This window comes from Natronolimnohabitans innermongolicus JCM 12255 (assembly GCF_000337215.1).
Classification (GTDB): domain Archaea; phylum Halobacteriota; class Halobacteria; order Halobacteriales; family Natrialbaceae; genus Natronolimnohabitans; species Natronolimnohabitans innermongolicus.
Genome location: NZ_AOHZ01000017.1, coordinates 18,736 through 31,570 on the forward strand (window position 1 = coordinate 18,736; position 12,835 = coordinate 31,570).

General features: G+C 63.7%; 10 protein-coding genes. 9 read left to right on the forward strand and 1 reads right to left on the reverse strand.

Going from position 1 to position 12,835, the window contains the following annotated elements; genetic code table 11:
- Positions 1-66 precede the first annotated feature (66 nt).
- Positions 67-1,821, reverse strand: a complete 1,755-nt coding sequence (locus C493_RS03470) for a transposase (RefSeq protein ID WP_049889106.1) — start codon at positions 1,819-1,821, stop codon at positions 67-69.
- Positions 1,822-1,974: 153 nt separating this feature from the next.
- On the opposite strand from C493_RS03470, the gene C493_RS03475 reads away from it, so the two are divergent.
- From C493_RS03475 to C493_RS03515, 9 genes are all read left to right on the forward strand, one after another.
- Positions 1,975-2,820, forward strand: coding sequence for a chemotaxis protein CheW (locus C493_RS03475; protein WP_007258017.1), 846 nt, complete (start codon positions 1,975-1,977; stop codon positions 2,818-2,820).
- A gap of 135 nt (positions 2,821-2,955) precedes the next feature.
- Positions 2,956-3,318 (forward strand): chemotaxis protein CheY, encoded by a 363-nt coding sequence (gene cheY, locus C493_RS03480; protein ID WP_007258018.1) that lies wholly within the window; start codon positions 2,956-2,958, stop codon positions 3,316-3,318.
- The gene (gene cheB, locus C493_RS03485) at positions 3,315-4,574 is read left to right on the forward strand and encodes a chemotaxis-specific protein-glutamate methyltransferase CheB (RefSeq protein ID WP_007258019.1); all 1,260 of its coding nucleotides are present in this window, start codon (positions 3,315-3,317) and stop codon (positions 4,572-4,574) included. The genes cheY and cheB overlap by 4 nt, the downstream gene beginning before the upstream one ends.
- Positions 4,567-8,121 carry an Hpt domain-containing protein gene (locus tag C493_RS03490; protein ID WP_007258020.1) on the forward strand — a complete coding sequence of 1,185 codons (3,555 nt, stop codon included), beginning with the start codon at positions 4,567-4,569 and terminating at the stop codon, positions 8,119-8,121. Before cheB ends, C493_RS03490 begins: the two co-directional genes overlap by 8 nt.
- 40 nt (positions 8,122-8,161) lie before the next feature.
- Complete coding sequence (locus tag C493_RS03495) at positions 8,162-8,767, forward strand: chemotaxis protein CheC (protein ID WP_049889107.1); 606 nt, start codon at positions 8,162-8,164, stop codon at positions 8,765-8,767.
- Complete coding sequence (locus tag C493_RS03500; protein WP_007258022.1) at positions 8,764-10,017, forward strand: chemotaxis protein CheC; 1,254 nt, start codon at positions 8,764-8,766, stop codon at positions 10,015-10,017. The genes C493_RS03495 and C493_RS03500 overlap by 4 nt, the downstream gene beginning before the upstream one ends.
- Positions 10,014-10,535 (forward strand): chemotaxis protein CheD, encoded by a 522-nt coding sequence (locus C493_RS03505; RefSeq protein ID WP_007258023.1) that lies wholly within the window; start codon positions 10,014-10,016, stop codon positions 10,533-10,535. The genes C493_RS03500 and C493_RS03505 overlap by 4 nt, the downstream gene beginning before the upstream one ends.
- Positions 10,532-11,386: a CheR family methyltransferase gene (locus C493_RS03510; protein ID WP_007258024.1), complete on the forward strand. Its 855-nt coding sequence runs from the start codon at positions 10,532-10,534 to the stop codon at positions 11,384-11,386. Before C493_RS03505 ends, C493_RS03510 begins: the two co-directional genes overlap by 4 nt.
- Positions 11,387-11,482: 96 nt before the next feature.
- On the forward strand, positions 11,483-12,772 hold the full coding sequence (locus C493_RS03515) for a hypothetical protein (RefSeq protein ID WP_007258025.1): 1,290 nt from the start codon (positions 11,483-11,485) through the stop codon (positions 12,770-12,772).
- Positions 12,773-12,835 lie beyond the last annotated feature (63 nt).

The following is a 12,835-nucleotide window of genomic DNA, read 5'->3' on the forward strand; positions in this document are numbered from 1 at the left end:
GGGTTTTGAGTCTACCACCGCTGTCCGAGGTTGGAATCNAGGCGGAGGAATCCCGAGGTTGGGATATTAGGGTTTTGAGTCTACCACCGCTGTCCGAGGTTGGAATCCTCGGGAGAGGTCATGAAGGTAGACTCCGGGCTGTGCCACCCAGCCGGTACTCCTATCCTCACCCAAACTGGGTGCAGACTCGGAGTTACTTGCGTTGCTGTCGAGACGGATGTTTTCCGCCCCGTTCACGTCAGCGTTGAACGCCGCCTCACACGTCTCACACACGTACAACCCGCGTTCAACGCGCTGACTATCGTCTTCTCTCCCGCAAACGCAACACGTCTTGCTCGTGTCGCGTTCGGACACTTCCACGACCTCGATCCCTTCGACCTTCGCTTTGTACTCGAGAATCGAGGTGAAGCGGTCGAACGCCCACCCGTGTAGGTCGAGGTTGCCATNCACGACCTCGATCCCTTCGACCTTCGCTTTGTACTCGAGAATCGAGGTGAAGCGGTCGAACGCCCACCCGTGTAGGTCGAGGTTGCCATCCGTACCCCAGTTTTTCGACTCGCCGTTCTCGTCATCGCGGACACCCTCCAAATCACCGACGTTGATGCGGCCAACACCCTTCTCGACACACCGTTCGACGATGTGTTTCGCCAAAGAGTGGAAGAAGTGTGTACGGCGTTNATCACCGACGTTGATGCGGCCAACACCCTTCTCGACACACCGTTCGACGATGTGTTTCGCCAAAGAGTGGAAGAAGTGTGTACGGCGTTCCGACCACTTGTGGTGGAGTCGAGTGGCCCTATCCCCACCGCTGTCGTCGCAGTTGGCGATTTCCTTCGGGAAGTAGTAGCCGTCCTGTTTCAAGCGGTTGCCGGGGTAGAGGTCGGCGTCTTCGGTGCTGTACGCGACGGCGGCGAAATTACTGATGCCGAGGTCGATACCCGCTGTCTCGTTGCCGGGGGCGTCGGGCGTCTCGATTTCGCCTTTGCAGACGAGGTGCAGTTCCCATCGCTCCTTNCCGAGGTCGATACCCGCTGTCTCGTTGCCGGGGGCGTCGGGCGTCTCGATTTCGCCTTTGCAGACGAGGTGCAGTTCCCATCGCTCCTTCGATTGGTCGTAGACGGCCCTGATTTGTTGCAAGTTCTCAACCTCGACGCCGGGGCGTGTCTCGTATTCGACGAGGATGTATTCCCACGCTCGAGGGTGTTCCTTGTGATTGGCACCTTTGGAGAGGCGCACGCGGTTGTTCTTGGTGTCGTGGCGGATACCGTTTTGCTTCCACGTNGCTCGAGGGTGTTCCTTGTGATTGGCACCTTTGGAGAGGCGCACGCGGTTGTTCTTGGTGTCGTGGCGGATACCGTTTTGCTTCCACGTCACGGTAGAACGCGGGTGTTCTTCGTGGACGCGGCGGCCCTCGTCGTCGTAGTAGTTTTCTTTCCGGTAGCCGGGCGGATTGTCCCTGTCATCGTCACTGGAGTACCACGAGTTGAAGGCTTCAGCGAGTTCCTCCAGAACCCGCTGGCTGGACTGTGAGTGCAGTCCCTTGTATTTNTCATCGTCACTGGAGTACCACGAGTTGAAGGCTTCAGCGAGTTCCTCCAGAACCCGCTGGCTGGACTGTGAGTGCAGTCCCTTGTATTTTGGATGCGTCTTCAACTCGTCTTTTAACTCCTCGTGGTCGGGTATCTCGCCGGTTTCCTCCCATACTTTCCGGGAATGGTAGTTAGCGACGTTCCACAGTTTGCTGGCACTCCACCCGTGCCGGTCGAGCGACTCNAGCCCTGTCGAAGTCGGTGGAACATGGCACTGAGTGACGGCGCGTATCCACGGCCTGAAGGCCGTGGTATTGCGCCTGTTCAGCCTATAAACGTTTCGGACGGAGGTCGAACGCGCCGTCGGTCGGCGAGTTACTCACGTGTTAGAGACAGTCACCGGAGTCAACGTTTTAGTGATGGGCTGTGATACACGACTGAGAACATGGCCCCGGACCTCTCTGAAAAGCTCCTCGGGATCGACATCGACGGCGCCGACGACCGAACGGACGAAGCCGGCGACGATTCGGACGACGACCAGGAGGAACTCGAGCAGTTCGTCTTCTTCCAGCTCGGTGATCACCGTCTCGCCCTGCCGATTGCGGCCGTTCGAACGCTCGCGGAAGTGCCGGACGAGATGACTCGCGTCCCGCGGACGCCGAACGCCATCGCGGGCATGATCGACCTTCGGGGCGAGATCACCGCCGTCGTCGAGCCGCGCGTCCATTTCCCCGAGATCGAGGCCGACGAGGCGGCCGACAGCTCGGGTCGCGAGCGACTGCTGGTGCTCGATCGGCCGGCGGACGAACAGTCCGCGGCGATCCGCGCCGACGACGTCATCGGCGTGGAGACGGTTCCGGTGAGCGACGTTCACGACGAGTCGACCGTCGAGGACAGCCCGCTTTCCGGGGACTCGCTCGAGCATCCGCTCGTCGACGCCCTCATCGAGCAAGCGCACGAGCGCCAGCCCGACGCCGAGACGGGCGTCTCGAGCCACGCGGCGCCGGTCGGCGGGGCGACCGACGTGAGTATCGAACCCGCCGACGGCGACGCAGACCGCGTTTCGGGGACTGGTGTGGGTGCCGGTGTCGATATAGGTACGGGATCGCTGACGGTCGACGACGAATCGGCGCATCCGCTCGAGGCGGAAGACGACAGGGCGGTCGCAGGCGAGTTGGAGCCGACCGAGGCGGTCGGCGGCGCGACGCGAACGGTCGTCGTCGAAGCGACGCCGCTGTTGAACGTCGAACGGCTGCTCCTCGCTTCGGGACATCGAGAACAGCCCGTCTGAGCCGCCGTGTCGCCCGATCCGGAACGCGTCTCCTGACCGGGGTTTCCGTCCGGAAAACGTCATTTATCACAACTGATAACCGAGAGACAGCATTTATGGTAGTAGTATTTCTATCAGCGGTTGGTGTACTACTGAATGTCGACAGGGGTGCTCATCGTGGACGACTCTCATTTTATGCGGAACTTACTGCGCCAGATTTTGGAACAGGAGTACCGCATCCTGGGAGAGGCGTCCAACGGCGCCGAAGCAGTCAAACTGTACAAAGAACACGACCCCGACATCGTCATGATGGACATCGTGATGCCCAAATGCAACGGCATCAAGGCGACCGCGGCGATCAAGAAGATCGATCCGGACGCACGCGTCATCATGTGTACGAGCGTCGGACAGCGTGAGAAGATGAAACTCGCCGTGAAGGCTGGTGCTGACGGCTACGTGACGAAGCCGTTCGAAGAACCCAGCGTCAGAAAGGCCCTCACCGACGTCGCCGCGGCATGACGCGAGTACTCGTTGTCGACGACTCGCAGTTTATGCGGACAGTCGTCGGTAACGCACTCAGCGACGCCGGCTACGACGTCGAAACGGCAACGAACGGCTCGGAAGCGATCGACGCCGTCGCAGCGTACGATCCCGACGTCGTCACGATGGACGTCGAAATGCCCGAACTCGGCGGTATCGATGCCGTCGAACGTATCATGGCAACGAATCCGACGCTGATCCTCATGCTGAGCGTCCACACGGAAGACGGCGCCGAGGCGACGCTCGATGCCCTCGAACGGGGTGCCGTCGACGTCCTCCACAAGCCCGACGGCGCTGATTCCCGGACCGTGGCCGACCTCAGCCACGAGGTCGTCGACCGGGTCGACGAGCTCGCCGATGCGGATATCTCGTCGATCGCGCTCGCACGCGCCTCAGCGTCGGCGTACGCGACGCGGTCGAACGGCGATACAATCGACGCAACCACCGATCGGGCGGTCGCGGGCGCTGCGAGCGAAACCGGGCCGCGAGCCGGATCCGGTGCCGGTGCCGGTCACGGATCGGCCACTGGAGACACGCGTACGCGCCACGGTGGGTCGGCGTCGAGCGTCGGAACGGAACCCCGTTCCCCGGCGACCGATGACCGCGCCTCGAGCGAGGTCGAGTTGACCGCCGAGTGCGCGGCAAACCCCACCGTCATCATCGGCGCCTCGACCGGCGGTCCGAAGATCGTCGAACGGCTCTTCGAGCGGCTTCCCCGCGAGCTCGGGGCGAAGCTCTTCGTCGTCCAGCACATGCCCGCGGGCTTTACGAGTCGCTTTGCGGATCGACTCGACGAGCGAAGCGAGTACGACGTCGCCGAGGCGACCGACGGCGAGTCGGTTCACCCCGGCGAAGCGGTCGTCGCACCGGGCGACGCCCACCTCGAAATCGCGAACAACGTCAACGGTCGCGTGCGCGTTCGCCTCGACGACGGCGAGCGGCGCCACGGCGTCCGACCGGCGATCGACGTGACGATGGAGACGGCCGCCCGGCGGGTCGACGACCCGCTCTGTGGCGTCGTGTTGACGGGTATGGGCCGCGACGGCGCGGTCGGGATCGAGGCGATCAAAACTGCCGGCGGCCACACCGTCGCACAGGACGAAGCGACGAGTCCGGTCTTTGGCATCCCCTGTCAGGCGATTCAAACCGGTTGCGTCGACGTCGTCGCACCCGCAACGGGACTCGTCGAAGCGATCGTCGACGCGTTCGAGACGGACGGTGAGACAGATGACTGAGTATGTAACCGACTTCGTTCAGGAGAGCGAAGAACGCATTACGGAACTGAACAACGCGTTGCTCACCTTAGAGCGTAAGCCGACCGACGACGAGGCAATGGAAAACATCTTCCGCGTCGCACACACGCTCAAGGGGAACTGCGGAGCGATGGGACTCGAGTCAGCGAGCGACCTCGCACACGCGATCGAGGACCTCCTCGACGCCGTCCGGAGCGGCGATCTCGACGTAACGCCGGAGCTAATGGACTCGATTTTCGACGCTGTCGACGAACTCGAGACGATGGTCGACGAGATCGCGACGACCGGCGACATCGAGACCGATCCGTCGGCGACGATCGCGGCCCTTCGCGGGCACCTTGAGGACGAATCCGGAGACGTCGGCGGGTCGACGACGGTCGCCGCGCCGTCGACCGACGAAATCGACGCCGTCGTCGAGCAGTTCGAGCCGCCGGCTGACGACGACCACGAGGCCTATCTGGTCAGACTCGCCGTTGCCGACGAAACCGGCGTCAACCACGGCTCGGCCGTCGTCGACGCGCTGGTCGACGCGTTCGACCTGATCGGCACCGACCCGCCTCGCGACGCGATCGAAGCCGGGGAGTACGACGGTCGGTTCGACGCCGTCTTCGGAAGCGCCGTCGGTGAGACGGCGATCACGTCCGGACTCGAGCCGGTCGAAGAGGTCGCCGACTTCGAACTCGTTACCGTCTCCGACCGGTTCGCGGCGCTCGCCCAGGCCCAGACGGAGGCTGAGGCGGACGTGGACACAGAGGCCGAAACGGATCCGGACGCCACCGGAGACGCGACAGCCGACGACGGACTCTCGAGCGAGGACGCCGCCGACCTCGAGGTCGACGACCTGCTCGACGAGTTCGACGAGTTCGACGACCTCGACGGCATGGTCGAGGACCTCGACGACGACGACCTCGAGCCATTCGACGAGATGGGGGAAGCCGGCGCGTTCGACGACCTCCTCGAGGGCGACGAGATGGACGTCGATCCGGTACTCGACGAGTCGGCTGCTCCGAACGGCGACGACCACGAGGGCGACGCCGCCGACTCGAGTGTGCCGGCGTCGTCCGCGGTTGCTGGCGACGAGGTGGCCGATCGATCCGACAGTTCCGGTTCTGATACCGAAACCGGGACCGGAACCGACGCCGACACCGACGCCAGCGACGACGTCGAGGACGCCAGCGCCGTCTTCGACGAACTCAAAGACGAAGTCGAGATGGTCGGTTTCGACGAGTTACAGGACGAACTCGACGACCTCGAGTTCGACGAGTTCGACAGCGACGACGAGGTCGGCATGGACGAACTCATCGGCGACGACGTCGACGTCGACGACGACTCGTTCCTCGAGGGGGCGGAGCCGACCGACGACGAACTCGACGAGTTGCTGGTCGACGAACCGACTGCCGAGGACGACGACGAGTTACTGACGGACGAATCTTCCGTCGCCGACTCCGTCGACAGCGACGACACGAGCGAAGCGACGGCCGCAGGCGACGCGTCCGACGACGCACAGCCGGCCGGCGACCGGTTCGGCGACGAACCCGGGGCGAGCGACGACTCGCCAGCGGATGATGACGCGGTCAGCTCGTCGGCAGTCGACGCAGCAGACGAAGCGCACGGCAAAGCGGAACACGAAGCGCACGGCGGAGACGAACGGACGACCCCGGCCGACGATCCATCGGTCTCGGCTGCCGAAGCGACCGACTCGACGGAAGAGAGCGATCCCGCGACCGACTTCGAGGCGGCCTTCGAAGACGAGTTCACGACGAATGACGAAGGAAACGTCAGTGACGAGGCCGGTGACGCGTTCTCTGCTGCAGATTCGACCACGGAGACGGACGTATCCGACGACGAATCCGCGGCCGGTGCCTTCGACGAGACCGCCGATCCGTTCGGCGACGCAGAGTTCGACGAATCCGCGAGTGCGGAACTCGACGACGAGACTGACGCCGATTCCGCGTTCGAAGCAGCCTTCGACGACGAGTTTACGGACGATAGCGGTGAGATGTCCGCCGACGAGTTCGCAGACGACGGCTTCGACGATGGACTCGAGGACGACGCGTTCGAGGACCTCGACGACGAGTTCGGTATCGACGTTGCAGACGACGTATTCGGTGACGACGAGTTCGACGATGCGCTTGCGGACGACTTCGAGGCCGACTTCGGTACCGGACTCGGTGACACTGGTTTCGACGAGTTCGGCGGTGGCGTCGAGACGTCGGAGACCGCAGAAAGCGCGACGGACGCGTTCGGCGCGGATTCGACGCTCGAGGGCGGTGACGATACCGAGGCCGGCGCCGACGCCGACACGGTCACCACCCGCGTCGACGAACCCGCCCTCGGCACGCCGGAGCTGACGATTCCGGACGGGCCCGACCGGCCGGACGCGAACCAGCGAAGCGACGAGGTGCAGTCGGTTCGGGTCGACGTCGACCAGATCGACTCGCTGCTCACCCTCGTCGAAGGGCTCGTCACGACCCGCGTTCGGCTCCGCCACGCGGTGACCGAACGCGACGGCGATGACGCCCCCCTCGAGACGGAACTCGACGATCTGGAGGATCTGACGACGGACCTTCAGGAGACGGTGATGGACATCCGGCTCGTGCCGTTGCAGACGGTGACGAACCGGCTACCGCGGGTCGTCCGCGACATCGCTCGCGAACAGGACAAGGACGTTGCCTTCGAGATCACCGGCGAAGAGATCGAACTCGACCGGAGCATCCTCGACCGCATCGGCGATCCGCTGATTCACCTGGTTCGAAACGCCGTCGATCACGGTATCGAACCGCCCGAGGAGCGAGCGCAAACGGACAAACCCGCCGACGGATCCGTCGAGGTCCGCGCCGAACGGTCGCGGGACCGCGTAACCATCACGGTCGAAGACGACGGCAGCGGCCTCGATCCCGATCGGCTCCGGTCCGAAGCCGTCGCCGCCGACGTCCTCACCGAAGACGAGGCCGCTGCGCTCCCGGACGACGAGGCCTACGACCTCATCTTCCACCCCGGTCTCTCGACGGCCGACGAAGTGACCGATGTCAGCGGCCGCGGCGTCGGGATGGACGTCGTCAAGCGAACGGTCGACGACCTCGAGGGGACGGTTTCGATCGACAGCGACCCCGGCGAGGGAACGTCGGTGACGATGACGCTGCCCGTTTCCGTCGCTATCGACGACATCCTGTTCGTCGAGTGCGGCGGCGAGGAGTTCGGCGTGCCGACGAAGGCCGTCCAGGACATCGAACCGGCGAGCGCACTCGAGGCCAGCGACGGCGGATCGACCGTCGTCGATCCGGAGTCGGTGATCCGACTCGACGAGGTCCTCGAGACGCCACGGTCGGGTGTCAACGGCGACGGGATGCTCGTCCGGATCCGCGACGAGGTCAGACCCGTCGCGCTCCACTGCGATCACGTCCACGGCCAACAGGAAGTCGTCGTCAAGCCGTTCGAAGGCTTCATGGGCGACATTCCGGGACTCAGCGGTGCGACGGTACGGGGGCGAGGGGAGGTAGTCAACATTCTAGACGTGAACACACTATGACAGCACTCACTCATCCACAGTCAGACTCACGGAGGAACCAATGACGCTAATGGTCGATATTCGAAAGCTGAGCTTTATCAACGAGATGGCGAAAGTCGGGACGAACGGCGTCGCCGACAACATGGGGAAACTCACCGGCGAGGACGCCCAGATGGAGGTGACGAAGACGAACTTCATCGACGTCGACGACATCGGCTCCCAGCTCGATTCGGGCAAGCGCGTCGGCGTTCGCGTCCGACTGCTCGATCCGCCCCACGGCCATATCCTCATCCTCTTCCCCGAGGCGAGCGCGAAAAAGATCACGGCGATCATGCTTCGCGACGTCGTCGACGACATGTCCGACGTTTCGGGCAAGATGGCCAGAAGCGCCGTCGAGGAGATGGGGAACATGATGGCAAGCGGCTTCATCGACGGCTGGGCCGACGTGCTCGGCCGTGCGATCGACATCGCGGCGCCGCAGCTGGTCTACGCCCCGACAGGGGAGATCGTCACCCGGACGGCCGGACTCGGCGGCGACGACCTCGCGCTGTTCTTCGACTCGGACCTGACCGTCCCGAGCTACCAGATCGAAGCCGAGATCTACGCCTTCCCGGATCTGGAGGAGTTCGTCGAGATGGTCAACGGCATCGACGTCCAACACGCATGAAACTCGACGTCAACGCGCTCGGGACGTTCTATCGAATGGCCCGAGAGGGCGCCGGACTCGCCGCGGGTCGACTGACACACATGACTGGCGTCGAGACGCAAGTCGGCGTCACGAAACTCAACTTCATGCGCGGCCGCGAGATCGAACGCGATTTCGAAGACTCGAGGGAGAAAATCGGCGTCCGCGTCAACCTGACCGGCGCCATCGAAGGCTACTCGATGATCGTTTTCGACCGCGAGAACGCCCTTCGAACCGTCGAGACGCTTCGATCCGAATCCAACGAGCCGATCGACGTCGCCGGCGGCGAGTTCGATGAGATGACCGAAAGCGCCGTGACCGAGGTTGGCCACATCATGAACAGCGGCTTCATCGACGGCTGGGCCGACGTTCTGGAAACGGTAATCGACGTTTCGACGCCCGAATTCGTTCAGGGGGAAACCGCCGAGCCGTTCTTCGGCGACGTCGACAGTGCCCCAGAAACCGACGACCTCGCCTTGCTCTTCCAGAGTCGAATCGAGACCGTCGGCGCCGAGGTCGGCTTCAACCACTACCTGTTCCCGAAACGAGAATCGATGGCGTCGCTGCTCGATCGCCTGCGGACCAGCGGCGGCATCGAGTACGACAAACTCGACGGCTTCGATCGGATGGCCGAACGCGGCGCCGAAGAGGTCGCCAAGACGGCGACGACGCTGACCGGCATCGACACCAGCGTCGAGATCCGCCGGCTGAACTTCGTCTCGCTCGAGGCGATCCCCGAGCAGGTGGCCGACGAGAAACTCGTCGGCGTCGCCTTCGAGTTCGACGGCATGCCAAGCGGTTATCTCCTCTTCCTGTTCGACGAGGACTCCGCTCACGAGATCGTCGACGCGATGGTTCCCATGGAGGTCGACGAGGACGGCTTCGGCGAGATGGGGACGAGTGCGATCAAAGAGCTCGGCAACATCATGGCCAGTGGCTTCCTCGACGGCTGGGCGAACGTCCTCGACACGACGATCGATCACTCGACGCCGGAGTTCATCCACGACATGGGCGCTGCGGCGGTCGATCCCGTGATCATTCAACTCGGCGAGAACCAGGAGTTCGCCTTCGTCTTCGACACCGTCGTCGTCGCCGACGGCCGGGAGTTCGACTGCGAGATCTATGCGATCCCCGACGAATCCGATCTCGAGCGCGCGCTGAACGATCTCGACGTCGACCGAATCGAAGAGACGCCGACGACGGCGGAGTTCCAGGAAGTCAACAACACATGAAAACGTACGGAAGCGAACCGGGCGCGCCGTCGCCAGTCCAGGTCGGCATCTCCGAGCTGGTCGTCAGCGACGGCGACGATACACTCAAGTCATACGGGCTGGGATCGTGTCTCGCGATCGCCCTCTACGATCCGGACAGCGATATCGGCGGATTGGCCCACATCATGCTCCCCGACGGTGACGCCGTCGACAACAGCGACCGAAAACCCGGAAAGTACGCCGATACGGCAATTCGTGCGCTACTCCGGCGGATGGTCGAGCAGGGTGCCAGCTACACGACCGTCGAAGCGAAGATCGCCGGCGGCAGCGATATGTTCGAGTTCGAGAGTTTCGGCGACGGCGTCGGCCAGCGCAACATCGCCGCCGCGAAAGATGAACTCGAGAAACTCGGCGTCCCGCTGATCGCCGAGGACGTCGGCGGCAGTCACGGTCGTACCGTCGAGTTTACGCCGGGGACGGGGACGCTCGTCGTGAAAACGGCAGATGAAAGTGCAGACCACGGAGTGAAAGAACTGTGACCGATGACGACGACTTCGACGCCCTCCTCGCGTTCGTCGAGGACGAACTGGCGTTCGCGACGAGCCACTACAACGACAGCTACCTCGATCGGCGCATCTCCTCTCGCATGCGACGGACGAACTGCGAGACGTACGCGTCGTACTTCGAGACGCTGCGAACCGACGCCGACGAACAGGAGGCGCTCCTGCAGGCGATGAGTATCAACGTTACGGGATTTTTCCGAAACCCAGACGTCTGGGACGGAATCCGTGAGGTCCTTCGATCGCTCTCCGAAAGCAACGACACCGTCCGCGTCTGGAGTGCCGCCTGTGCCGACGGCCGCGAGCCCTACTCGGTCGCGATGCTCGCCCACGACGATCCGGCGATCGATGCGGACGCGGTGCAGGTACTCGGAACCGACATCAGCGAACCGGCACTCGAAACGGCCCGAAGCGGCGTCTACGAGGAGTCGCGGACGGTCGATATCGCCGATCAACTGTCCTTTCTCGATCGGTACGACGCGTACGTCGAGCAGGACGGTCGGACGTTCCGGATCGACGACGCCGTCCAATCGAACGTCTCCTTCGAGCGCCACGACCTGATCAACGACGAGCCGAAGACCGGTTTCGACCTCGTCATCTGTCGGAACCTGTTTATCTACATCGACAACGAGTACAAGCGATCGATGCTCGAAACGATCGCGAAGTCGCTCCAGCAACAGGGCTATCTCGTTATCGGGAAAGCCGAGACGATTCCGCCGAATCTCAAGTCCGCCTTTACCGTTCGAGACGCCCGCCTGCGGATCTATCATCGCGACGCCGTCGAAACGACGAGTTTGACGAGCTCAGCTGCGAAATCGAACCGATCGTAGTCCTCCAGCGATCGTTACTGTCCGTAACCGCACCCGTATTCCGAGCGGTGAAACGAACACCAGTTTACATACCGATCTGCCGACAACCAGTAGTCGATGAGTACATTCGATCTCGACGCGTTCGTCGAGCGCGCGCGGACGCTCACCGACGCCGCGCCGCCTGCGACTCCCCGGGAGACGCGCGCCTGGCTCGTCGACCCCCTCCTCGAGACGCTCGGCTGGGATGTCCACGGAAACGCCTGTCTGCTCGATACGACCGTCGACGGCACCGACCTCGAGTACGTCTGTTCCGTCGGCGGCGTCCCCGCGCTGTTCGTCGCCGTCGAGCGCTACGGCGAGTCGCTGTCGAAAGCGCGGGCCGTCTCCCTCCTCGAGACGATGGCGTGGACGGGCGTCGATCGAGCGATCTACACCGATGGCCGCGACGTCCTCTTGCTCGCCGGGACCACCGACGTCGACCGCCTGGCCTGTCACCTTCCAGAACTCACAGCCCACGAGTCGGCCGTCGCACACTTTACGCGCGAGACCGTCGGCCAGCGCCTCGAGCGTCACGCTCGGCCGTACGTCGCCCGCCAACTCGCTATCGAACGCACCGCCCTCGTCGACGCGATCGTCGCGGAACTGTCGGCCGTCACCGACCGCGGCGACGCCCACCGAGCCGAGTTCGAATCGGCCGCCGATCGATTCGTCGAGCGACTCGTCGCCTCCTTTTCGGACGACCGTACCGAACCGGTCGGCGAACTCGAGGCGGCGGAAACGGAGATTTCGATCGAGTTTTCCGAGTCTTCGATCGGCGACACCGCAACTGACCCCGACGACGAGTTCACTGGGTCAGCGTCGGGTACGGCGACTGAGCCGAATGGTGAGACCACCTCGTCGCCGGGTTCGACAGCATCCGATTCGTCAGTGTCACCGGAGAAGACGGACGGTACCCAGTCCGACCACTCTCACCCTCGGCCGCCGGACGCGAGCGGAGACGCCGAGGGAGCCGACGAATCGGATCGCACTGGGTCGACCGATCGAACCGATACAGCGGACGACAGCGACGACAGCGAGTACGTCGTCCGCGTCTTCAACGACCGCGGTTCGATCGGCGCGGTGGGACACTCCCGGTCAGCACAGGCGCTCGTCAGCGCCGCCGAGTTCCTCTTCGAACGCGGTCTCTCCGGTATCACCGTCCCCTGGAGCCCGGACGACGACGCCGAGACTCGAGCCGCCCTCAACGAGTCGCCGACCCATCCCGACGGCACGCCGATGGGCAACCCACAGCAACTCTCGAACGGTCTCTACCTCGAGACCGACGGCACCGTCGCCGACCACGCCGAGCGCGTCGAGGCGCTGGTCGCTCGAGCTGGGTTTCGGGCGATGCTCTCGGGTGACTGGTGACGACGGGAGTCGGGGACTCGAGTCCGTGCAACCGGCACTGAAACGAAACCTATCGGACGTCGA